21 protein-coding genes and 1 pseudogene are annotated in these 23,564 nt (G+C 60.2%); 18 read left to right on the plus strand and 4 right to left on the minus strand.

Annotation, left to right across the window (positions count from 1 at the left end; all coding sequences use genetic code 11):
• The first annotated feature begins 45 nt into the window (after positions 1-45).
• The 13 genes from hemW to AC06DS_RS06145 all read left to right on the plus strand — a co-directional run bounded on the left by hemW (position 46) and on the right by AC06DS_RS06145 (position 12,330).
• Positions 46-1,269 (plus strand): radical SAM family heme chaperone HemW, encoded by a 1,224-nt coding sequence (gene hemW / locus AC06DS_RS06085; RefSeq protein ID WP_476728369.1) that lies wholly within the window; start codon positions 46-48, stop codon positions 1,267-1,269.
• Positions 1,270-1,302: 33 nt separating this feature from the next.
• The gene (hrcA, locus tag AC06DS_RS06090; protein WP_476728370.1) at positions 1,303-2,328 is read left to right on the plus strand and encodes a heat-inducible transcriptional repressor HrcA; all 1,026 of its coding nucleotides are present in this window, start codon (positions 1,303-1,305) and stop codon (positions 2,326-2,328) included.
• Between the two features lie 69 nt (positions 2,329-2,397).
• Positions 2,398-3,540 carry a molecular chaperone DnaJ gene (dnaJ, locus tag AC06DS_RS06095; RefSeq protein ID WP_293791386.1) on the plus strand — a complete coding sequence of 381 codons (1,143 nt, stop codon included), beginning with the start codon at positions 2,398-2,400 and terminating at the stop codon, positions 3,538-3,540.
• A gap of 3 nt (positions 3,541-3,543) precedes the next feature.
• Positions 3,544-4,356 (plus strand): 16S rRNA (uracil(1498)-N(3))-methyltransferase, encoded by an 813-nt coding sequence (locus AC06DS_RS06100; RefSeq protein WP_477100222.1) that lies wholly within the window; start codon positions 3,544-3,546, stop codon positions 4,354-4,356.
• An 11-nt stretch (positions 4,357-4,367) separates the two neighbouring features.
• Positions 4,368-5,363: a PhoH family protein gene (locus AC06DS_RS06105; protein ID WP_448307284.1), complete on the plus strand. Its 996-nt coding sequence runs from the start codon at positions 4,368-4,370 to the stop codon at positions 5,361-5,363.
• 35 nt (positions 5,364-5,398) lie between these two features.
• Complete coding sequence (gene ybeY / locus AC06DS_RS06110) at positions 5,399-5,947, plus strand: rRNA maturation RNase YbeY (RefSeq protein ID WP_293791383.1); 549 nt, start codon at positions 5,399-5,401, stop codon at positions 5,945-5,947.
• A gap of 22 nt (positions 5,948-5,969) precedes the next feature.
• Positions 5,970-7,361: a hemolysin family protein gene (locus AC06DS_RS06115; RefSeq protein WP_477100223.1), complete on the plus strand. Its 1,392-nt coding sequence runs from the start codon at positions 5,970-5,972 to the stop codon at positions 7,359-7,361.
• Between the two features lie 64 nt (positions 7,362-7,425).
• A complete protein-coding gene (gene era / locus AC06DS_RS06120; RefSeq protein WP_477101189.1) occupies positions 7,426-8,382 on the plus strand; it encodes a GTPase Era in 957 nt (318 codons plus the stop codon).
• Between the two features lie 172 nt (positions 8,383-8,554).
• On the plus strand, positions 8,555-9,181 hold the full coding sequence (locus AC06DS_RS06125) for a DUF4282 domain-containing protein (RefSeq protein ID WP_477100224.1): 627 nt from the start codon (positions 8,555-8,557) through the stop codon (positions 9,179-9,181).
• Between the two features lie 3 nt (positions 9,182-9,184).
• Complete coding sequence (locus AC06DS_RS06130; protein WP_477100225.1) at positions 9,185-9,574, plus strand: DUF4282 domain-containing protein; 390 nt, start codon at positions 9,185-9,187, stop codon at positions 9,572-9,574.
• A 17-nt stretch (positions 9,575-9,591) separates the two neighbouring features.
• Entirely contained in the window at positions 9,592-10,341 is a 750-nt protein-coding gene (gene recO, locus AC06DS_RS06135) for a DNA repair protein RecO (RefSeq protein WP_477100226.1), read from the plus strand.
• Positions 10,342-10,423: 82 nt separating this feature from the next.
• Positions 10,424-11,182, plus strand: a complete 759-nt coding sequence (locus AC06DS_RS06140; protein WP_477100227.1) for an isoprenyl transferase — start codon at positions 10,424-10,426, stop codon at positions 11,180-11,182.
• Between the two features lie 5 nt (positions 11,183-11,187).
• Positions 11,188-12,330, plus strand: coding sequence for a VIT1/CCC1 transporter family protein (locus tag AC06DS_RS06145; protein WP_477100228.1), 1,143 nt, complete (start codon positions 11,188-11,190; stop codon positions 12,328-12,330).
• Here the strand turns inward: AC06DS_RS06145 and AC06DS_RS06150 are convergent.
• Positions 12,327-12,764 carry a Fur family transcriptional regulator gene (locus AC06DS_RS06150; protein ID WP_293791376.1) on the minus strand — a complete coding sequence of 146 codons (438 nt, stop codon included), beginning with the start codon at positions 12,762-12,764 and terminating at the stop codon, positions 12,327-12,329. The genes AC06DS_RS06145 and AC06DS_RS06150 overlap by 4 nt on opposite strands.
• 509 nt (positions 12,765-13,273) lie before the next feature.
• Here AC06DS_RS06150 and AC06DS_RS06155 point away from each other — a divergent pair.
• The 3 genes and pseudogenes from AC06DS_RS06155 to AC06DS_RS06165 all read left to right on the plus strand — a co-directional run bounded on the left by AC06DS_RS06155 (position 13,274) and on the right by AC06DS_RS06165 (position 16,679).
• A complete protein-coding gene (locus tag AC06DS_RS06155; protein ID WP_448307271.1) occupies positions 13,274-14,653 on the plus strand; it encodes a glycine--tRNA ligase in 1,380 nt (459 codons plus the stop codon).
• Positions 14,654-14,655: 2 nt separating this feature from the next.
• A complete protein-coding gene (locus AC06DS_RS06160; protein ID WP_476728038.1) occupies positions 14,656-15,312 on the plus strand; it encodes a hypothetical protein in 657 nt (218 codons plus the stop codon).
• A gap of 191 nt (positions 15,313-15,503) precedes the next feature.
• Positions 15,504-16,679: pseudogene (locus AC06DS_RS06165) on the plus strand (inorganic phosphate transporter).
• Between the two features lie 426 nt (positions 16,680-17,105).
• Here AC06DS_RS06165 and AC06DS_RS06170 read toward each other — a convergent pair.
• Complete coding sequence (locus AC06DS_RS06170) at positions 17,106-19,103, minus strand: TPM domain-containing protein (protein ID WP_477100229.1); 1,998 nt, start codon at positions 19,101-19,103, stop codon at positions 17,106-17,108.
• Positions 19,104-19,153: 50 nt separating this feature from the next.
• On the opposite strand from AC06DS_RS06170, the gene AC06DS_RS06175 reads away from it, so the two are divergent.
• Both AC06DS_RS06175 and AC06DS_RS06180 read left to right on the plus strand, forming a co-directional pair.
• Complete coding sequence (locus AC06DS_RS06175; protein ID WP_477100230.1) at positions 19,154-19,777, plus strand: YdcF family protein; 624 nt, start codon at positions 19,154-19,156, stop codon at positions 19,775-19,777.
• A gap of 10 nt (positions 19,778-19,787) precedes the next feature.
• Positions 19,788-21,086, plus strand: coding sequence for a deoxyguanosinetriphosphate triphosphohydrolase (locus AC06DS_RS06180; RefSeq protein ID WP_477100231.1), 1,299 nt, complete (start codon positions 19,788-19,790; stop codon positions 21,084-21,086).
• 33 nt (positions 21,087-21,119) lie between these two features.
• Here AC06DS_RS06180 and AC06DS_RS06185 read toward each other — a convergent pair whose 3' ends face one another.
• Positions 21,120-21,587, minus strand: coding sequence for a guanyl-specific ribonuclease (locus AC06DS_RS06185; RefSeq protein ID WP_477100232.1), 468 nt, complete (start codon positions 21,585-21,587; stop codon positions 21,120-21,122).
• A gap of 10 nt (positions 21,588-21,597) precedes the next feature.
• Complete coding sequence (locus AC06DS_RS06190; protein WP_477100233.1) at positions 21,598-23,415, minus strand: GMC oxidoreductase; 1,818 nt, start codon at positions 23,413-23,415, stop codon at positions 21,598-21,600.
• Between the last annotated feature and the right edge of the window lie 149 nt (positions 23,416-23,564).

Here is a 23,564-nt window from a genome sequence, read left to right on the forward strand (position 1 = left end):
CCTGACCACGTGACCACTGGTGCGAGCCAAGTAGACTCGCACAACATGCACGGCCTTTATATTCACGTTCCTTTTTGCTCCACCCGCTGTGGCTACTGCGACTTCAATACCTACACGCCACAGGAACTCGGCGCGGCTGATGGCAATACCATCCCCGGCTATTTGAATGCGTTGGAACGCGAGCTAGAGATCGCCGCTGAAGTGTGGGATTATCCCGGCGAGGTACAGACCGTATTCTTCGGTGGTGGCACGCCATCCATGCTGGGGCACGAGGGTCTGACCCGCGCACTGGACGCGGCTCGTCGCACGATCGGATTGGCGGCGGATGCTGAGGTCACTACAGAAGCCAACCCGGAATCCACCAGTCCGGAGTTCTTCGTGCAGCTGCGGGAGGCTGGCTTCAACCGCATTTCCTTAGGCATGCAGTCCGCCGTAGGACATGTACTGAAAGTGCTGGAACGCCAACACACCCCAGGGCGGCCTATTGTGGCCACACGGGAGGCTAAACAGGCGGGCTTTGAGCACATCAACCTGGACGTTATCTATGGCACTCCCACGGAGACGGATGAGGACTTAAGCCGTACCCTCGACGCGGTGCTGGAGGCTGATGTTGACCACGTTTCTGCCTATTCCCTCATTGTCGAAGACGGCACGGCCATGGCCCGGAAGGTGCGCCGTGGTGAGTTGCCCGCCCCGGGCGAGGACACCCTTGCGGATCGTTATGACGCCATCGATTCCCGTCTGCGGCAGGCCGGCTTTTCCTGGTACGAGGTTTCGAACTGGGCGAAGCCAGGCGGGGAGTGCCAGCACAACCTGATCTATTGGCGTTCCGGACAGTGGTGGGGTGCAGGCCCCGGCGCCCACGGATGTGTGCAGCTGCGCGGGGAGAAGCACAGCGAATCTGGCTTGGTGAGGCTAGTGAATGCGAAACGTCCGGCGACCTATTGGGAAGGGTTGCTGGCTGAGAACGAGGGGGCGTCAACAACAAAGGACGGCCTGCCCGTGCCCGGGTCGGTAGTGACCACCGAGCGCCTAAGCAACGCAGATCTGCGTACCGAACAGGTGATGCTGCGGCTCCGCCTGGCCGAGGGACTGGCGCTGACCGAACTGGCGGGGAGCCAGGGAAACGCCGAGCTGGAACAGGTAATCGAGCGCTATACGGGCCTGGGCCTGCTAGATAAACGCGGTGAGCGCCTAATATTGACGGATAAAGGGCGCTACCTAGCCGATGGAATCGTCACGGATATCGTGCTGGCGCTCGGGCTATAAACGCCACACAAGCTCACAGAAGGGGTGAAGAACATGTCCAGCGGAACGGAACACAGAAGAAACCAGGTGCTGCGGGCGATTGTTAGCGACTTCATCGCCTCGCACGAGCCGGTGGGTTCGAAGATGCTGGTGGATAGGCACCAGTTGGGGGTTTCCTCCGCCACGATCCGCAACGATATGGCGGTGCTGGAAGCTGAGGGGTATATCACGCAACAGCATGCCTCCTCCGGGCGCATCCCCACTGTGAAGGGGTACCGTCGTTTCGTCGACGGCATCCATGAGGTAAAGCCGTTGAGCACGCCCGAGAGGCGGGCGATCCTGGATTTCTTGGAACACGGTGTGGACCTGGAGGATGTGCTGCGCCGCAGTGTGCAGCTACTTTCGCAGCTCACCCGCCAGGTGGCGGTGGTGCAGATGCCGGATCTACGGCGCGGGCGGGTAAAGCACTGCGAGTTGGTGAAATTGGGTAGCCACCGCATTCTGCTGGTGCTGATTACCGACACGGGCCGCGTGGATCAGCGCAATGTCGACCTGGGCCAACCGATAAGCGATGACGACCTGCCACGCTTACGCGATCTGGTGAACTCCGCGATGGTGGGGCGCACCCTCGACGATGCATGCACAAACATTGCCGCCCTAGCCAGCGAAGCCAAGGGCAACAGTATGCCGGAAGAGCTGCGGGACGTGGCGCTCGTGGTGACGACCGTGCTGGTGGAGACGCTGCTGGAGCGTCCGAACGACCGGCTGATTTTGGCGGGTACCCCGAACCTTATGCGCACGTCCGAACTGAGCCCCGTGGTGGAGGCTCTGGAGGAGCAGGTCGTGGTGCTTAAACTGCTGAACAGTGTGCGCGACCTCCAGGTTCAGGTGAGTATCGGTGAGGAAAACGAAGATGAAGAACTGCGTGGCGCTTCGGTCATTTCCGCCGGGTATGGCAACGCCAACGCGGTGCTCGGTGGCATGGGCGTGGTGGGGCCGACACATTTGGACTACTCGGGCACGATTTCCTCGGTGACAGCAGTGGCGCACTACGTCTCGCGGATTTTGAGCGAGGAGTAGGAATAGTAGACTGGTGCAGTTGGTTTAGAACAAAAGACTCAGTAAACACGCGAAAAGGACCCGCTCAACGTGGCTCGAGATTATTACGGAATCCTCGGTGTGGATCGCGACGCTACGGACGCCGAAATTAAAAAGGCGTACCGTCGCCTGGCGCGAAAGTACCACCCGGACGTTAACCCTTCGGAGGAGGCCGCGGAGAAGTTCCGTGAGATCTCCCTTGCCCAGGAGGTATTGACGGACCCGCAGAAGCGTCAGATCGTGGATGCGGGCGGTGACCCGGAGGAGCAGGGCTTTGGCCAGCCAGGTGCCGGCGGATTCGGCGGTTTCGGGGGCGGTGGCCTGGGAGACATCTTCGACGCATTCTTCGGCGGGGGTGGCCAGCGCGGGCCACGCGAGTCCCGCGTACGCCGCGGCAACGACGCTTTGGTGCGTATCGAGGCCACGTTGGAGGAAATCTACTCTGGCATTGATCGCGACATCACTGTGGAGACCGCTGTGCTGTGCGATGTCTGCGATGGCACTGGTTCGGCCTCCAAGTCCGCGCCGGTGACTTGCCCCACCTGCCAGGGCGCAGGCGAGGTGATGGAACTACAGAACTCTATGCTGGGGCGCGTGCAGGTTCGTCGCGCGTGCCACCGTTGCGCCGGCACAGGCGAAATCATCAAGGATCCGTGCGAAAACTGTGCGGGGGACGGCCGCGTGCGCGACCGCCAGACCCTCAAGGTTTCCATTCCCGCTGGTATTTCCGACGGCATGCGCCTTCGCATGAGCGGCAAGGGCGAAGTAGGACCGGGCGGCGGCCCTGCTGGCGATCTCTACGTGGAGGTGCACACTTCTGAGCACCCGTACTTCATCCGCGAGTCCGATGACCTGCACGTCAACCTGCAGGTGCCAGCTGTGGAAGCTGCACTGGGTACGTCGGTAGAGGTCAAGCTGCTGGATGACTCCATTACCACCGTTGATATCGCAGCCGGCACCCAACCGGATGCCACCATCCGCCTATCGGACAAGGGCATGCCCCACCTGCGCCGCGAGGGCCACGGGTCGCTGATCGCCCACGTGGAGGTCATGATCCCCACCGACCTGAACCACAAGCAGCGCGACCTGCTGGAAAAGCTGCGCGAAGCGAGCAACCAGCACGCCGGTGTGACCACCAAGGACGCATCAGACAGCGGGTTCTTCTCCCGCCTGCGCTCGAAGTTTGGCCGCTAACCCATGACGGACCCGGTGTTTATCCACCCCATCCCGGAGCCCGTCGCCACGGGCGATCGCTTTCGCCTGACTGGTGCGGAGGCAAAGCACGCCTCCGTTAAACGCCTGGAGGTGGGCGAGGGGTTGGTCGTCACCGATGGCACCACCCGTGCAGTTCAGGGTTCTTTTCTTGGTGACGCCACCGTGGAGGTCACCGGCATTCTCGACCTTCCCGCCCCACATCCGCGGGTGACGGTGGTGCAGGCAATTCCCAAATCCGACCGGGCGGAGTTGGCGGTGGATTTGATGGTGCAGGCGGGCGCGGATCGAATTGTGCCGTGGGCAGCCCGGCGGGCGATTGCCAAGTGGGACGGCAAGGAGGCCAAGGCGCACGCAAAGTGGGAGAATGCAGCGCGCGCAGCGGCGAAGCAGTCCCGTCGCTTGCAGATTCCAGAGGTCACCGGCCTGGTGCGCAGCCCGCAGGAGCTGGCACAACTGCTGGGATTGGCTGAGTCTTCCGTGGGCTCTGCCGTAGATTCTGCAGCCACGACTCGGGTGTTGGTGCTGCATGAAGAGGCCACCGAACCGCTGCCGGCTGTGGTGCAGGCAGCGATGTCTGAAACCGGTGCCGCTGGAACTGGCGTCACAGAAACCGGAGCATTAACAGAGCTGGCTCTGGTTGTCGGTCCGGAAGGCGGTATTAGCCCGGAGGAGCTTACAGAGTTTGCAGACTTGGGTGCGGTGCCGGTTCGCCTGGGGCCCGAGGTTCTGCGCACCGCAACAGCCGCAGCCGTAGCCCTGGGCGCTATCGGCGCTGTCACTGAGCGTTGGCGGTAGGATCTATACACATGACTCCTACAAACTCCGTGAGGTCGCCACGCCCCCGCGTAGCCAGCTCCACAGTGGAGCTAGACCCGGATTCTGTCGTAGGCGTCGCTGGCCCGGCAGATGAGAATCTGCGGGTGCTGGAGCACGCCTTTGAAGCAGACATCCTCACCCGCGGCAATCGCGTGACCATCCGGGGCGAGGCCTCCGAGGTCTCCCAAGCCCGCCGAGTGCTGCAGGAGATGATCAACCTGGTGGAACGCGGCCACGTTGTGGACCCTGCGGCCACCAAGCGCGCGATCACGCTGGTGGAAAAACAGGCCCCGGCGCTGGTTTCCAGCGGTGACATGGCTCCCATCGTCTCCTACCGTGGCAAGGCGGTGCGTCCGAAGACTCCCGGACAGCGGGAGTATGTGGAAGCCATTGATGAGGACTCCATCGTTTTCGGCATCGGCCCGGCCGGTACCGGTAAGACGTATCTGGCGATGGCCAAGGCGGTGCAGGCCCTGCAGGCTAAGGACGTTAATCGCATTATCTTGACCCGCCCGGCCGTGGAGGCAGGGGAGAAGCTAGGTTTTCTGCCCGGTACGCTGAGCGACAAAATCGACCCATACTTGCGCCCACTGCACGATGCTCTGCGGGAGATGGTGGATCCCGAGACGATCCCGCGGTTGATGGAAACAGGCGTGATTGAGGTGGCACCACTGGCCTACATGCGTGGTCGCACCCTCAATGATTCCTTCGTGGTCTTGGACGAAGCTCAGAACACCACCCCGGCGCAGATGAAGATGTTTCTCACCCGCTTGGGCTTTGGCTCCAAGATGGTTATCACCGGCGACCTCAGCCAGGTGGATCTGCCGAATCGCCAGGAGTCTGGTTTGAAGGTTGCCCGCCAGGTGCTCACCGGGGTGGATGGCGTATCGATCATTAACCTGGATTCCGATGACGTGGTGCGCCACCGGTTGGTTTCCAAGATCGTGGAGGCTTACGGCACCTACGAGATGGAAAATGAAATCTAGCAGCGGGACACACAACCACCGAGAGGCAAGTATCCATGAGCATCGAAGTTTTTAATGAATCCGGTCGGGGCGAGGTCAACGAGGAAGAGCTGATCGACGTTGCTCGCTACGCACTGTGGACCCTCGACGTCCACCCGGCCGCCGAGCTATCCATCCACATAGTGGATCTTGAAACCATCGAGGACCTGCACGTTCGTTGGATGGACCTGCCCGGTCCTACTGATGTGATGAGCTTTCCTATGGACGAATTGACGCCAGGTTGGGGTCGCAAAGATGCCGCGGAACCCTCCCCGGCGATGCTGGGGGACATCATGCTGTGCCCCGACTTCGCTGAGGGACAAGCCACCCGCGCGGGTCACTCCTTGGCTCACGAGCTGGACCTCCTTACCGTCCACGGCGTGCTGCACCTGCTGGGCTTCGATCACGTCACTCCCGACGAGGAACAGAAAATGTTCGCGCTCCAGAACGAGATCCTGGCGAATTGGTACGACTCCCAGGAAGAACGTGGGGTGCATTTCGCTCCGAAACCGACGGGTGCTGGGGCGTTCCCCAGCGCAGCGGACCGCGACGATACACAGAAATAGGAAGTTTTAGAAACTTTTAGTGATGATCGACATCCCCTTATCCATCCCCTTCGCAATCCTCGCGCTTTTCCTCGGCGGTGTGCTGTCGCTGGTGGAAACCGCTGTTTCTTCTATTTCCCCCGCACGGGTGGAAAACCTGGTGAAGGAGGATCGCGCGGGGGCGCCCAGGCTGGAGCGAGTGTTGGAGGGGCGTGCCGGGCATATCAACCTGCTCGTACTGTTGCGCACCATCTGTGAGGTATCTGGTGCGGTGCTGGCAGCCTCGGCGTGTGTGACGCTCATGGGATCGCGCAACTGGGCTTTCGCCACGGCCATTCTGATTGTCACGCTGCTGACATTCATCCTGATCGGCGTGCTTTCCCGCACCCTTGGCCGTCAGAACCCGTATACCATCAGCCTGGCCACCGCTCCGATCTTGTTGGGCGTATCCAAGCTGCTAGGGCCCATCGCCAAGCTGCTGGTGCGGACCGGTAATGTGCTGACGCCCGGTCGGGGCTTCCGCGATGGCCCCTTCGTCTCGGAAATCGAGCTGCGCGAGATGGTGGACATTGCGTCGGAACGCGGCGTGGTGGAGCTCGACGAACGGCGCATGATCCAATCCGTCTTTGATCTCGCCGACACCTCGGCGCGTTCCGTGATGGTGCCGCGACCGGAGATGGTCTGGATCGAAGCGGATAAAACGGCTGGCCAGGCCACTAGTTTGTGCGTGCGCACCGGGCTTTCCCGTCTGCCGGTGGTGGGCGAGGACGTGGATGACATTGTGGGCGTCATTTACCTCAAAGACCTCATCGCAGAGACCTATCACATGTCCGATGGCGGTAATTCCAAGCTAGTGAAGGACTGCATGCGACCGGCAGTATTCGTGCCCGATTCCAAGAAGTTGGATGATCTGCTAGAGGACATGCAGCGCGATCAGGTGCATATCGCCATGCTGATCGACGAGTACGGTGCGGTAGCCGGGTTGATTTCTATTGAGGACATTTTGGAAGAGATCGTCGGCGAAATCACCGACGAGTACGACCTGACGGAGCAAGCCCCCATCGAACCGTTGGAGGACGGCAGCTACCGGGTACAGGCGCGCCTTTCCTTAGAGGAGCTGGAGGAACTCTTCGAGGATGTGGAGTTCAGCGAGGAACAGCACGAAGAAGTGGAAACGGTCTACGGACTCGGGGCATTTGAGCTGGGCAGGGTGCCGATTCCCGGGGCGGAAATTTCCACCGCGGGTCTGCATTTCCGCTATGAGGGTGGGCGCAATCGCAGAGGACGTGTGAAGATCCGCTCTGCAGTGGTTTACCGCGAACAGCCGGATGGAGCGGAGGGCCGCGTTGGTGAAGCTGGGGAGGGAATGGCCGTGGCGGCGTCGCACCTCAACGCGTCCCATGTCGACAGCGTTAGCGATAAAGACCAGGGATAAGGGATACTTGATGACCATGAACGATCCTTATATCCCCGAAGACCCCTTCGACCCGGCTGCGGGCATGCCGGAAGGCGCTGGCGTGGCGCCGGAGGAGATGCAGGTACCGGAGGAATACCGCGCGCCGGAGGGCTTCCGCTCCGGGTTTGTGAGCTTTGTAGGCCGCCCGAATACTGGCAAGTCTACACTGACAAATGCGCTGGTGGGGGAGAAGATCGCCATCACTGCGAACCAACCGGAGACCACCCGCCACCCCATCCGTGGCATTGTGCACCGCGACGACGCACAGATCATCCTGGTGGACACCCCCGGTTTGCACCGCCCGCGCACGCTGCTTGGTGAGCGGTTGAATGAGGTGGTTAAGGAGACGTACTCGGATGTCGATGTGATTGCGATGTGCGTACCCGCGGACGAGAAGATCGGCCCCGGGGATCGCTGGATTGTGGACGCCGTACGCAATGTCGCGCCGAAAACCCCGCTGATCGGTGTGGTCACCAAGCTGGACAAGGCCTCCAAGGATCAGGTCGGTGCCCAACTGTTGGCATTGCACGAGCTTTTGGATGGGGCGGACGTAGTGCCGGTTTCCTCCACCAAGCAGGTGCAGCTAGACGTGCTTCTCGATGTGCTGCGTGACAAGCTCCCCGAGGGGCCGAAGTTCTACCCGGACGATCACGTGACCGACGATGACCGGGATACTCGCATGGCGGAGCTGATCCGCGAGGCGGCGTTGGAAGGGCTGCATGACGAATTGCCGCACTCTGTGGCGGTGCAGATTGAGGAGGTCGTGCCTAATCCCCAGCGTGAAGGTGTGCTGGATGTGCACGCTGTAATTTACGTGGAGCGCGAGGGGCAGAAGTCGATCCTGCGTGGCAAGGACGGGCGGCGCCTGTCTCGCATCGTCCACCGTTCACGACTGGAGATCGTGAAGATGCTGGACCAGAACATCTACTTGGACGTGCATATCAAGGTTGCGAAGAACTGGCAGTCTGACCCGAAGCAACTGGGACGGATGGGCTTCTAGCGTCCCGCTCGATCCTCAACTTGTTCCTCAGCGGCAGAAGCAAATTTGCGATAGCGTGAAAGCCACCGAGCGCTGAAATCTATTTTTTGGGCTCGACTTAAAACTATTTCGAATGACTTGCGCTGCGAGCTATTACCCAACACAGTTCGCACGCTAAGAGGAAAGGCTACTCGTGACGACTCCGTCTAACCCCTACGGCTCTGAAGGCTCCGGCAAGCACTCCGCGGACGGTGCCGCAAACAACGGCGCTGGCTACAATGCGGCTGGACAAGACCAGACTCAGGACTACGGCCAGCCATTTGGGCAGGATTCCACCCAGGCATATCCACAGGGTTCCTACGAGCAGAGCGCACCGGGCGCCTATGACCAGTACGGTCAGCAGAATCCGCAGGGTGGATTCGGCCAGGACTCGAATGCTAATAACTGGGCCGCTTACCCGAACCAGACCATCGCGAACTCGACAGGTGCCGACAAGGACGGATTCTTCTCCGCACTATTTGATTTCAGCTTTACTCGCTATGTCACCCCATCCGTCGTGAAGGTGCTGTACACCCTGCTGATGATCGTCGTCGGCCTGTTCGTGGTGCTGGCCATCATTGGTCTCCTGGCCGCTATGGCCCAGGATTCCTCGTCGATCCTCCTCGTGATCATTGCACTGCCGCTGGTTATCCTTGGTGCCATTGCCTGGCTGGCGTTCTACCGCGTCGGACTGGAGGTCGCCGTTTCCATCATCCGTACTGCACAGTCGGTGCAGTCCATCGACGAGCGGCAGGCGCGTAACTCCACCATCGGGAGCTAGCAGATGAAGAACGAATCCTTCTTTTCCGCACTCTTCGACCTGGGGTTTACTAAATACGCATCCAAGTCGTTCATCCGAGTTCTGTACATCATCGCAATCGTCATTGTCGTATTGTGGGTGGTGTTGGCACTGCTGACCACGTGGACAGACATTGTCCCCTCTTCGACTGCGGGGCAGGGAATGAACTTTGAGGATACTGGCACGAATGGCGACACGGATTCCGAGAATTCCGGCGGGCTTCTCGTAGTCCAGAATCTCGTCAGAACCGCAATCATTTTCGTCCAAGCGCTGATCAACCTTGCGGTTATCCGCATGACGCTGGAGATTGTCGTCGCACTGGTCAACACGGCTGCCGCTTGGGGTCGCATCAAGCAGCGGGGTCTGCCGGCCTAACGCTATACTTGCTCTTTATGAGTAGAAGGTCTCGTCCCAGCTTTCGGGACGAGGCCTTTGTGCTTCGCACATACAAATTGGGTGAGGCCGACCTGATCCTTGTTCTGCTGACAAAGGAACACGGCCTGGTACGCGCTGTAGCGAAGGGAATCCGTAAAACTCGCTCCCGTTTCGGTGCCCGGCTGGATCGCTTTTCCTGCGTTGATGTGCAAATTTACCCCGGCCGTACGCTGGCAAACATCACCGACGCCGCGACAGTCGCCACCTATGCTTCGCCGATCGTCGCAGATGTTGATCGCTTTTACGCGGGCGCGGCGATGCTGGAGATGGCTCAGGTCTTCTCCGCTGAACCCTCTTCGTCAGACTCGATCTTTGTGCTTTTGGACGCCGCACTCCAGCAGCTCACCACCTCCGATCTACCTCCAATCTGTGTAGCCGACGAGTTCGTTTTGCACGGGCTTGAGATCGCCGGTTGGGAACCCAGCTTGGTCGACTGTGCGCAGTGCGGGAAGCGTGGACCCCACCGGGCATTCCATCCTGCGGCAGGAGGCGCGGTGTGCGTGACCTGCAGACCTCCAGGCGCGTTCACACCTCCGTCGGCGGCGGTACACCTGCTGTGGTTACTGAAAAAGGGGCGTCACGACCAAGCAGCCCAAGAAATCCGCAACCAGCAGGCGCAGGACATCGCCGCACAATCGCATCGTTTGCTGCTGGCCCATGTCCGCCAACAACTCGAGGTCAGCTGCCCGGCATTTGCAGCGCTATAGAAACGCTCGCCTCAGATGGGCGGCTAGGGTTGGGCTCGCATTGGATTTGCGGGGCTAGGGCAGGGGAAAGCTGTGTGGCAAAATGGTACAGGTGAGTAGCACCGAGTATCCGCATGTCGATCGCGCCGAGATTCCACAGGAGCTCCGCCCGAAGCACATCGCATTGGTGATGGACGGCAATGGGCGCTGGGCACAGGAGCGTGGCATGCCCCGCACCGAGGGGCATCGTCGAGGCGAAGGCGTTTTAATGTCTCTGGTGGAGGAGTGCATTGAGCTGGGTGTGGACTATTTGTCTGCCTATGCTTTCTCTACGGAGAACTGGCGCCGGTCGGCCGATGAGGTTCGTTTCTTGATGGGGTTCAACCGTGATGTGCTGCGGAGGCAGCGTGACTACCTCAACAGCCTGGGTGTGCGGATTCGCTGGGTGGGGCGACGCCCACGCCTGTGGCGCACGGTGATTTCGGAGTTGGAACAGGCCGAGGAGCTGACGAAGAATAACACGACCATGACCCTGGGAATGTGCGTGAACTACGGCGGCCGTGCGGAGATTGCGGATGCCGCCCGGCTGATCGCCGAAGACGTGAAGTCGGGGAAACTAAAGCCCCGCCAGATTAACGAGAAGACATTCACACGGTATCTGGACGAACCCGACATGCCGGATGTGGATCTGTTTCTGCGCCCGTCGGGGGAGATGCGTACCTCGAACTTTCTACCCTGGCAGTCCACCTACGCAGAGATGGTGTACCAGGATGTGCTATTCCCCGATTACACGCCCAACCATTTGCGTGCGGCGGTGTTGGAGTTCGCCAAGCGCGACCGACGCTTCGGGGGAGTGAAGTGAACGCCATGAACGAGGCCAACGGTACTGGTGAGGCGAACAGTACAGGTGAAGATATGGCGGAGCAGCCGCAACCGACGAAGCGGCAGATCGCGCGCTGGCAGCAATACCTAGCCAACGAGCGCGCCGAGGGTGCTGTGTACCGCGAATTGGCGCGCAAACGAACCGGCGAGGAACGCGAGATTCTGCTCGGCCTGGCAGAAGCAGAGGCCCGCCACGAGGCATATTGGAAGAATCGCCTGGGCGAGTACGTGGGGCTGCCGCGTAAAGCCAGCTTGGATACACGCATGAAGGCGTGGATGGCCAGGCGCTTCGGCTCTGTGTTCGTGTTGGCGCTGATGCAGTCGTCCGAACAGCGTAATGAGTACGTGTCCGATAAAGATGCTTCCGACCAGTTGGCTGCTGATGAAGCGATTCACGCGGAGGTCGTCCGGGGCCTGGCGGCGCGCGGTCGCGCCCGCATGTCAGGTGATTTCCGCGCGGCGATTTTTGGTGCCAATGACGGCCTGGTCTCGAACTTGGCCCTGGTGCTGGGCATGGTCGGTACAGGTGGATCGTCTCACCTGGTGTTGGTCACAGGTATCGCGGGTCTGTTGGCCGGTGCCTTGTCGATGGCAGCCGGTGAGTACGTTTCGGTGACTTCCCAAAAGGAGCTGCTGGGCGCCAATGCTCCGGACCCCAATGCCAGCCGTTCACTGCCGAATTTGGACGTGAACCAGAACGAACTGGCGCTGGTATACCGGGCGCGCGGCATGAGTGAGGAAGAAGCCGCCACCCGTGCGCGCCGGGTTTTTGATTCAATCTTGGAGACGAATAAGCCAGTCGGTGAGCAGCCGTTCGACGCCGAGAAGGTTAGCGTCGTGTACGGCGATCATGAGGAAGGCGGGTCGGGCTTATCCGCCGCGATATCCAGCTTCCTGTGTTTCGCAGTCGGCGCCTTGATCCCAGTGCTGCCGTATATCTTCGGCATGTCTGGCTCGGCTGCGGCGATCGTAGCTTGCGTGGTGGTGGGGCTTGCCCTGATGTTCACAGGGTCTTTGGTGGGCTTGCTATCTGGCGTGGAGCCGGGGCGGCGCGCGCTGCGTCAGCTGCTGATCGGTTTCGGCGCTGCCGGGGCGACCTACCTGCTCGGCTCGCTTTTTAACGTCTAGTTCTTCTGGGCGGCTTTCTTCTGGCAGTCGCCGCACAGGCCGAAGATCTCAGCGGTGTGGCCGGACTTTTCGTAGCCGAACTTCCTGGCGGTTTCCGCAGCCCACTCTTCGACGGGACCGCCGTCGATTTCCACGGTGCGGCGGCACGAGGTGCACACCAGGTGATGGTGGTGATCGTCAGTGGCGCAGGCGCGGTATAGGGTCTCACCGGAATCATCGTGCAATGTGTCGATGGCACCCGCATCTGCCATTTGCTGCAGCGTGCGGTAGACGGTGGTCAGACCAACTTTGTGTTCCTGGTCGACCAGTTTTTGGTGGATATCCTGGGCGCTGCTGAAGGTTGTGAGCCCTTCGAGGATCTCCGCGACTGCCCGTCGCTGGCGGGTGTTGCGCTGGCCGATTTTGGGAAGCTTATTGGTCACTGGCGTGCTCACGATGAGCTGGCTCCTTAGGTGGGAGTGAGTTTTAGGTACGGGAACTGCTCTGCGATATCTATCCAGACTAGGTACTTTGAGTGCAGTTTTCAATAAGTTTTCGATAAGTGGTTTTCGTGTGAGCGTATATTTGATGGGAAAGGGGGAAACGCGCCCTAAAATAATGTCTAAGCAATGTCTTTCAGACGCTTGACTTTCGGTAAACCCAAGGGCTAGATTTGAGGCAGTTCCCTTGGGAGCGCGTAATCCCCCCCCCTCGCAGCTCCCTGCTAATGGGAACCAGGCCCCATTCTCTTTATGAGGACAGCGTGGCCGGAACCCGCGGTCATTACCCCCCCCTAAACCGCGGGTTCTTTTTTATTTTCTGAAACACCTCCCGAATACAGCTTGAGGCGTGCTACCCCGAGCGTTGGCTTTCGCCTGGGACAGGCTAAGATGTGGGGTACGACAGCTGCAAAGCTGAACCTTCACATTCCGAAGCCCATCCCGACTAAGGAGACACGCCAACCATGGCAAGCACCATTGATTCCGTCGTCAACCTAGCCAAGCGCAGGGGTCTGGTGTATCCCTGCGGTGAGATCTACGGCGGAACCCGCTCCGCCTGGGATTATGGCCCGCTTGGCGTGGAGCTGAAGGAGAACATCAAGCGTCAGTGGTGGCGCCACATGGTCACCTCCCGTCGCGACGTTGTCGGCCTGGATTCTTCCGTGATCTTGCCTAAGCGTGTGTGGGAAGTATCCGGGCACGTTGAAGTATTTACAGATCCGCTGGTCGAGTCGTTGCACACCCACAAGCGCTACCGTGCTGACCACCTGCTGGAGGCCTATGAGGAGAAGCACGGCCACCCACCGGAGAACGGCCTGGCCGACATTAACGACCCGGAGACCGGCCAGCCTGGTGCGTGGACCGAGCCGAAGGCGTTCTCTGGTCTGCTGAAGACCTTCCTGGGGCCGGTGGACGACGAGGAAGGCCTGCACTACCTGCGCCCGGAGACCGCACAAGGTATCTTCACGAACTTCAAGAACGTGATGACAACCTCTCGTCAGAAGCCACCTTTCGGCATCGCCCAGGTCGGAAAGTCTTTCCGTAACGAGATCACCCCAGGTAACTTCATCTTCCGCACCCGCGAGTTCGAGCAGATGGAGATGGAGTTCTTCGTCAAGCCGGGCGAGGACGAAGAGTGGCACCAGTACTGGATCGATGACCGCCACCAGTGGTACATCGACTTGGGGATCAACCCCGACAACCTGCGCCTATATGAGCACCCGAAGGAAAAGCTCTCCCACTACTCCAAGCGCACCGTCGACGTGGAGTACGCATTCCATTTCAACGGCTCCAAGTGGGGCGAGCTCGAAGGCGTGGCCAACCGCACCGACTACGATCTGCGTGTTCACTCCGAAGGCTCGGGCGAGGACCTCAGCTTCTACGACCAGAATGCAGAAGAGCGTTGGATCCCGTACACCATCGAGCCTGCCGCCGGCCTGGGTCGTGCGATGATGGCCTTCCTTGTTGACGCCTACACGGAGGAAGAAGTACCGAATGCGAAGGGCGGGACCGACACCCGCACGGTACTGAAGCTGGATCGTCGTCTGTCTCCCGTGAAGATTGCCGTTCTGCCTCTGTCCAAGAAGGAGACGCTGACGCCGACTGCTGAGAAGCTGGCTGATCAGCTGCGCGGCTTCTGGAATGTCGACTACGACACCTCCGGCGCAATTGGCCGTCGCTACCGCCGCCAGGATGAGATCGGCACCCCGTTCTGCGTCACCGTCGACTTCGACACCTTGGAGGACAATGCGGTGACCGTTCGCGAGCGCGACACAATGGAGCAGGAGCGCATCAAGATCGAAGACCTGCAGAGCTACTTCGCTGAGCGCCTGGCGGGCTGCTAGATATGTCGAGTGATATTCGCTGGGGCCTGCCGAGCGACGGGCATACATTCCCCATCTATGAAGGTCCTAGCAACGACCTGGTGAAGGTGGCGGAGTACGCCGACGAGCGTGGAGTTGCGAACATCCGTTTCGGCGGTGACACGTGGCAGCTGCACGGCCCGGATGATCGCGGTGGCAAAGACGGCCACGATGCGAAGGGTCGGGATGGCTATGCCGCCAATGATGCCAGCCACGACAGTGGAGGCGCCGGCAAGGTTGCAGAAGGTGGCGTCAAGAAGGCAGCGACTGCCTCTGCAACGACCCAGACTGGCACCTGGACAGTGACCGGTGACGGCAAGAGCTTCGGCAAGTCGGAGCGCTATGAGGTGCAGGCGGATCGCCACCGCATTGCCATTATCGCGGAGACGAAGAAGAACTTCGTGCTCGATATTGATGGTGAGAAGGCAGGGCAGTTTTCCAGCGAAAACCGCGGCCTGCGGAACCTTCACGTGGAGTTCGAAGGGCTGGGGGAGAAGTTGCCGATTGACGTGCGAGTGTTCGTTTCCTGGGCGGCTCGGTTGTGCATGGAAACGCGGATGATTAGCTCCTCGTGGGCGGTTACGATTGCGCTGCTGCTGTGCATTCCGATTGTGGTGCTCTACTGGATTGGGTTTGTCTAAAGTGCTGATCGTAAGAGATTAATGTTTGCAAAAAGGATAGTAAGAGTTCAATTAATGTCAGCCCGCAGTTAACTATCAGAACTCGTCCTTTTTACCTCCATCAGTCAGGTGGATATGGTCTTTTACCTTGACGTTTTGGAGGAATCTTGTCGACGACAACCCAAAAAGCTGTGGCCGCGTCGCCCGACGGCATCACCCCAGTGCCGGAAGATGAGAATAATACTTGGTGGCACCTATTCTTCGGCGTCTTTATGGCGTTCAACATTGGTGGTAACGACGTGGCGAACTCCTTCGGTACTTCCGTGGGGGGCGGGCACCTTGAGCATGAAACAGGCTCTTGTCGTGGCCGCTATCTTCGAGGGGTCCGGCGCTTGGTGGCATCGTTGCATCTTCTCTACGGCGCAATTAAGCGCGGCATTCTTGTTTACAACGAGCTGGCTGATCAGCGCCTCGATGAGATCAAGAAGGAAAAGAAGGAGCTGAACATTAAGCATAAGCTGGCCTTCGGACAGCTGAGCGAGGATGAGCGACTGGCTCTGACCGATGCGATGATCCGCGACTCGACTACGATGCGCGAGCAGGGCTATACAGAGGAGGATCTGGAGTCCGACTACTACAAGAAGCTGCACCGCATCAATAAGTCTGCGGAAGAAGTCGAGGCGCACCACGCCTTGGACACTTGGGTGCCACTGCTTGCCGCTGGCGGTTCCATCATTATTTCCGCGATGCTGCTGTTTAAGGGCCTGAAGAACATGAACCTGGAGCTGTCCAGCTTGGGCAACTTCCTGATCATGGGCATGGTTGCAGCTGTTGTTTGGATGGCTGTCTACATCTTCTCGCGCACTCTCAAGAAGCATGCTCTGAGCCGTTCTACATTCCTTCTGTTCAGCTGGATGCAGGTGTTCACCGCATCTGCCTTTGCTTTCAGCCACGGATCCAACGACATTGCTAATGCGCTTGGGCCGTTTGTTGCAGTGCTGGATGTGCTGAAGACGAACACTATTTCTGAGGAATCCGGCGTGGCTCTGCCAGTCATGGTTGCCATGGGTGTCGCCTTGATTGTCGGACTGTGGTTCATTGGGCGTTTCGTTATCCGCACTGTTGGTTCCGGACTGACCAAGATGCACCCGGCCTCTGGTTTTGCTGCAGAGCTGTCTGCAGCTGCCGTGGTGATGGGCGCATCCGTCCTGGGTCTGCCGGTTTCCTCCACTCACATTCTGATCGGTGCTGTCCTGGGTGTTGGCCTGGTCAACAAGGACGCCAACTGGGGTCTGATGAAGCCCATCGCTCTGGCTTGGGTAATTACCCTTCCGGCTGCTGCAATTATCGCCAGCGGTACTGTTTCCGTGCTGCGCGTGGTGTTCTAGCGAGCTACTGTTTGGGATTAGTTTTCAGGGGCGCGTCCTGCGGGGCGCGCCTTTGTGCTGTGTGGCTGAAGGTTGTTCGGTCTGCGTGGTGCGGCGGAAGGCTGTGCTGTGTGGCTGAGGGCTGTTCGGTAGGGTGTGCAGTCTGCGCGGCGTGGAGGGCAGGGGGCTGTGTGAGGGGAAATGTCGCTAGATCGGGAATCTGAAAATTTGAATCCAGGTTCTATTTTTCGAACAACTCGCTGACCTGCTGTTTTCTTTGGGTGAAAATGATTAGCGATAACAGATTCCCGATCTAGCGACATTTGGGAATATTGACCCGGTAGCATTCCGCCACGCCTGTTCCTGAAGGGGTTAATGGGACGAAAATTTATCTGAGTGACCTGGCGCGAGCGGGGACCTTGGGCAGGAGGCGCCAGCCCCATCCAGTTAGAAGCTGGAAGAGCCGCTGCCTCCGAAATCACCGCCGCCGAAGCCGCCCCCGCCGAAACCGCCACCAAAGCCGCCACCGAAACCGCCGCCGAAACCACCGTTTCCGCTCAGCAGCGAGCCCAGAACCATACCGGTCACAAAGTTGCCGCTGCCTCCGCTGCCATAGCCGCCGAAGCCCCCACCATTGCGCCTATTGAAGTCATTCACGTCCTTCCGCGCCTGGCGAGTTGCCTGTTGTGCCAGCTGGCTTGCCCGCTGGGCTTCACGCAGTGCATGCTTCGGATCCTCCGCACGCAACCGCGTCGCCTCATCCAAGGCAGTTCGCGCTGCCTGCGCGGACGTGCGCGTATCCACGCCAATAATTCGCCGGCGGTTGCGGATCAAATCCTCCACACCCTCCAACCGCTGTGATGCATCCATGATCGTCCGGTCCACCAGATCCACAGTCCGGTTAAAGTCATCGGCCTTGCCGCGCGCTTCGTCCAGTTGAATATCCAGCGCACCATCAGCTTCCAACAGCTCGGAGTAGCACCCCAGCGGATCAGTCGACCCATAAGATCGCGCCTTCTCCAGAGCCGCACGTGCCTGTCCCACAGCCGACTGCAATCCTGCTCGGTCTATCTCCGCACCGGACTTCTCCAGCTGGCGGGCCTCATCAATCTCGCCTTCCACCTCGGAAATCAGTGCCGGCAGGTTAGATTGTGCCGACCGCAGGTGCTCTTCCGCACGCTCTACCGCCAGCAGCTGCGAATCCGCCTGCTGCAAAGCCATCCGCGCCGCTCCCAGCGCGTCGATCAGACCGCCTTGCTGGCCAGCGGGCTTATCCAGCAAACCCCGTGCAGTGTCGATCGCCTTTTCGGCTTCCGCGACTTCGTCCTCGGCAATGTCCGGGTTGTGGCGCACGGATTCCAGCAGCTCCGGATCCACCCGCGTCTCAACGTCAGTGAGAATCTGTCGGGCATTGGGAATGCGATTGTGCAGGCTAATGCTGGTCTGGGTTAGCTTATCCACGAGCTCCGGCGCGTTCATCAGCTTCTGGCGCAGTTCGGCATACTTGGTGGCCTGCGCATCCAGATTGTCGTCGGCCTGCCCGCAGCTAGAGACAATCTCGATCAGCAGATCGCGTTCCTCTGGCTCCGTCGACACCAGCCCGGAGCCCAGCCGCTGGTGAATGCTATACGCCTTGTTCAGTGTCGAGCGGCTGTGCTTCAGAGCTTTCTCCAGCTCGCGGGTTCGTTCTTCACCGAACTCGCCACGGGCCACGGAAAGCTCCTCTTCACCCTTGCGGATGGACTCATCGGTGCTGGTCAGCTCCTCGTCCGCCAGTTCGCGCAGTACTTCCGTGGGCTGTTTGTACAGGTCGTCGATGTTGCCTGGATCGATCTCACGAGCTGTCTCCAGCTGCTGGGTGTGCGTTTTCTTTCGATTGCGGCGGGTCCACAGTGCGGCACCGGCGCCCGCGCCAACTACACCGGCTGCTCCGGCGCCGATCCATACCTTCGTTGCCGTGGACGTTTTGCCTGTCAGCTTGTCAACTGCTGCTTGCGCGCCACCGGCCCAGTCGTCGTCGGCAATGTGCTCCCGCGCCGCGCTTTGAATCTTCTCCGCGTCGCTAGTCTTCACGTCGTTTCCTGCGGCGTAGCCGATCTGTCGCGATTCCGTCGCTATGGCCAGCACAATCACGTTGCCGGTGCCGTCCTGTGCGCGCAGCTGTTCGGCCATTTTCGTAATGTCACCTGATGCGCTGGGGACGAAGACTATGTAGAGCTTCTTGCCGGATTCCTTGGTCGCTTCTTTTAATGACGCCGAAATGTCCGATTTTTCCTTTTCAGACAACACCCCGGACTTGTCAACTAGCTGGGATGAGAGCTCTACCTCGCTGGTGGCGGTGGCTGCTGAGGCCGAGGGGGCGTCAATAAGAAAGGAGCCAAATCCGAGCACGGCGCCGGCGGCTAGGATCGCCAGGAAACGGGTAGGGGAAAAAGTCGGTTTCATACAGCCCACCTTAACCAAAAAGACAGGGGAAACCGCGTATGGTTTTGCGCATGGCAAAAGCACGGCATCCGGCGAGGCGCGCGGTGAAGTATTTCTTCATCACGCTGCTGAGCATCATCCTGATCGCGGCGGGAGTGTGTGGAGTGACGGCCTTTCAAGTGTGGCACTTCGCCCGGTCGGATGACCGGCGACCTGCGGATACGATCTTTGTGCTCGGTGCGGCGCAGTACGACGGCAATCCATCGAACTGGTTCGCCTCAAGGCTAAACCACGCAGCGAAGCTGTATGAGGAGGGAGTGGCTCCGACGATCGTCACCGTCGGCGGCAAGGCCGAGGGCGACGAATTCACCGAGGCCGAGTCGGGTAAGAACTACTTGGTGGAGAACTTCGATATCCCGGAATCGGCGGTGGTTTCGGTGGCAGAAGGTGCCGATACGCTGGCCTCCGCGAAGGCTTTCGCCGACGTGGCGAAGGAAAATGGTTGGCAGTCATCTGTAGTGGTGACAGATCCGGCGCACTCGCTGCGCGCCACCCGTATGGTGCGCGACCAGGGAGTGAATGCATGGGCGAGCCCGACGCGCCAGGGGCCGTCGGTGTTTACCCGCAGTTCGCAGTTCAACTCGATCCTGCACGAGACCTTAGGCATGCTGTATTACGAGGCCTTTGAGAAATAAGAAAGAAGTTATGCGTTACTCCTACAGCGATCACGACCGCCAGCGGCGGCTGCCCGATCGGCCGAAGACTCTGGGGCTGCCCGGAGCGGTGGTGGACGGGCGCGATAGCTTCGACCGCGACCGGGCGCGTGTGCTGCACTCCGCAGCGCTGCGGCGACTGGCGGATAAGACCCAGGTGGTGGGGCCGGGGTCGGGGGATACACCACGTACGAGGCTGACGCACTCGCTGGAGGTGGCGCAGATTGCCCGGGGGATCGGTAAGACCCTTGGCGCAGACCCGGATCTGACGGAGCTGGCGGGCTTGAGCCATGACATCGGGCATCCGCCGTATGGCCACAATGGCGAACGTGCGCTGGATGAGGCTGCCGCCGAGTGCGGAGGCTTTGAGGGCAATGCGCAGACGTTGCGCATTCTGGCTCGGCTGGAGCCGAAGGTGCTGGAGGGCACTGATGATTCCGCGGGAGGCGCGCCCGTGTCCTATGGCCTGAACCTCACCCGCGCGAGCCTGGATGCCGCCTGCAAATACCCTTGGGGGCCGGTCGACGAGCAGGGCAACAAGCGCACTAAGTACTCCGCCTATGTGGAGGATGTGGAGACCCTAGCGTGGATCCGCGAAGGCGCCCCGGAGAGCCGGAAGTGCCTGGAAGCGCAGATCATGGATTGGTCCGACGATGTGGCGTATTCGGTGCACGACGTGGAAGATGGCATTCTTTCCCGGCGCATCAACCTAAATGTGCTGTGGGACCTGGTAGAGCTGGCGGCTCTGGCCGAAAAGGGTGCCCGTGTTTTCGGCGGCACCCCGGAGGAGCTGTTGGAGGCAGCGGATCGCTTGCGAGCCATGACCCTCGTCTCCCGCGCTGCCGATTTCGGCGGTTCGTTGCAGGACCTAGCGGCGTTGAAGGCCATGACCTCTGAGTTGGTTTCCCGCTTCGTCACTGCTGCGGTGACGGGTACGCGCCAGCAGTTCGGAGAGGGTGCGCTGGGCCGCTACGCTGCTGATCTGGTGATCCCGCAGCCCGTCCAGGCCGAGGTCACGCTGTTGAAGTCCGTCGCGGTGCTTTACGTGATGGACGAAACCCAGCATCTGGCTAACCAGCAGCGCCAGCGCGAGCGCATCTTCCGCGTCACGGACTACCTGTGGCGCGGCGGTTCGGGCGCGTTGGATCCGATGTTCTCTTCGTGGTTTGACGCCGCCTCCTCCGATCGCGAAGCTCTACGCGTAGTCATTGACCAGGTTGCGTCGCTGACGGAATCCCGACTTGAGCGGCTGGATAAGCACGCCAGCGGGATGAGTGCGGCCTGGGCCTAAGGCAGGAAGGCTAGCGTGGGTTGAGCGCTCCCGCTAGTCCTCTGCGTCGGGGATGGTGCAGAAGCTCTCGAAGTGGTCGGAGGTGTAGTACCACACCTCCGGATCAGTCTTGGTGCCCCCGCCGACGACGATGCGGCGCTCGCCGCGGTGGTTAATCCCCGGGGTCTTCACCGTGTATTCGCGGTAGTAGCTGTTCTTCTTCTTCGGCAGCAGGCCCTCGTAGTTGCCGAAGTGCTTGCCGTCGGCCTCCCCGTCGTCTGGTGGAGCATCCTGCAAGATATCGTCAATCTGCTTCTTAGCCTCCGGTGGGAGGGCATCGACGGCGCAGGTGTCGGCGTCGCTACTAGAAGCACCAGCATTTTGTGAACCGCTAGAACCGCCGTTGTCGTCCCCACCTTGAATGCCGAACCAACCAGCCGCGACGATGGCCGCGCCGACGACCGGGGTGGCGTACTTGGCCCACTTTTTGGGCAACAGCTGCTGCAAACTTCCCTGAGACATAGGGAAGAATTTAGAGCACGCGCAGAGGTAGGCGGAGAGCGGCTGGAGCGTCGTCTGGAACCATCGGATTCTTCGGCTGTACTGGGTCGATACGACGGTAGCCCTCGGACTGCGGCGGACGTGGGTCAGCCTCGCCCTTGTTTGGCCACATGGCGGCGGCGCGTTCGGCATTGGCGGTAATGGAAAGGGAGGGGTTCACGCCCGGGTTCGCGGTAATCGCCGAACCGTCGGTAATGAACAAACTCGGGTAGCCCCACGCACGGTGATACGGGTCCACCACGCCGTGCTCAGGAGAAGAGCCGATAACGCAGCCGCCCAGGAAGTGCGCGGTCAGAGGAATATTAAAGACCTCCGACCACACGCCACCGGCCACGCCCTTCGGCAGCATCTTCGCGAGGATGCGGGTTGCGGCGTTGCCCTCTGGAATCCATGAGGGATTGGGCTCGCCGGTGCCTTGTTCGGAGCTCAGCATGTTGAACGGGCCGACCTTGCGCAGGAACGTGCGCAGCGAGTTATCTCGGGTCTGCATCACCAGGTTGATGACGGTACGCTGCGACCACCTGTTGAGGTTAATCAGGCGCGGAATGGCTTTGTACTGCAGGAAGATCTGCTTGATGAACTCCAGGATGCGCGGCTGCAGCTTATCGCCGTCGGTCATCAGGGTCTGCAGCAAGCCCATGGCGTTGGAGCCCTTGCCGTAGCGAACCGGCTCGATGTGCGTATCCGGGGCGGGGAAGTAGGAAGAGGTGATGGCCACGCCCTCCGAGAAATCCGTGTCGGGGGAGTAGTCGGAGCGATTCGCACCCAGCAGTGCTTCGGAGTTTGTGCGTGTGAGGTGCCCCAGTTTGTCCGATAGCTTCGGCAGGTTGCCATTGGCCTTCTGGCGGTGCAGCAGGTTCTGGGTACCCCAAGTGCCTGCGGCTACCACAAGATTATCGGCGGTAAACGTGCTGGTTTGGGGGTTGCGTTTGGTGATCGGCCCGGTCTGCTTGGCCTGCACGGTCCACGTGGTTCCGTCGAAGGTAATGTCCGTGACGGTGGTGCGGTCGTGCACCTTCGCCCCACCTTTTTCGGCCAGGTAGAGGTAGTTCTTCAGCAGGGTGTTTTTTGCGCCATGACGGCAGCCGGTCATGCACTCGCCGCACTCGTGGCAGGCGGTTCTATCGGGGCCGACGCCACCAAAGTAGGGGTCGGCCACAGTCTCCCGCGGCTTACCTTTCAACCCGACCTTTTCTCCAAAGAAGACTCCGACGGGAGCCATGCGGAATGTGTGGCCCACGCCCATCTCCTCGGCTACCTTTTTGGAGTGCACATCGGCGGGGGTCATGGTGGGGTTTTCCACCACGCCGAGCATCTTCTGCGCCTGCTTGTAGTAGGGAGTGAGCTCGTCTTCCCAGTCGGTAATGGTGTTCCACTGCTTGTCGTTGAAGTAGGCCTCGCCCGGCTGGTAGAGCGTGTTCGCGTAGTTCAGCGAGCCGCCGCCCACACCCGCGCCGGCCAGGATCATGACGTCTTTGAGTAGGTGGATGCGCTGGATGCCGTACAGGCCGAGGTGCGGCATCCACAGGAAATCCTTTAAGTGCCAGGAGTTCTTGGCGAACTCCTCGTCTTTGAAACGGCGGCCAGCCTCTAGGATGCCGACCGTGTAGCCTTTCTCCACCAACCGCAGGGCGGTGGTGGAGCCGCCGAAGCCGGAGCCGATGATCAGCACATCGTAGTGGTTGGCAGGGGAGGCACCGCCGTTTGTTTCAGCAGAGTTGGCTGCGCCGGTGGAGTTGAGTGAGTTGGGTGCTGGGTTCGGCGTTGTATTAGTCGTCGAGCTAGACATGGTAGTCAACCATCCCTCTTCCATTTGTGTGATGTAGATCCTATTTTGATCACGTTAGCGCCACGAATAGCCGTGATGTGTTGTTTAAGAAAAATAGCTTTCCGGCGCCAGAATGCTGCCCGATCCAGGCTGTCCGGGGGTTGTACTAG

The organism is Corynebacterium sp. TUM25015 (assembly GCF_056393505.1).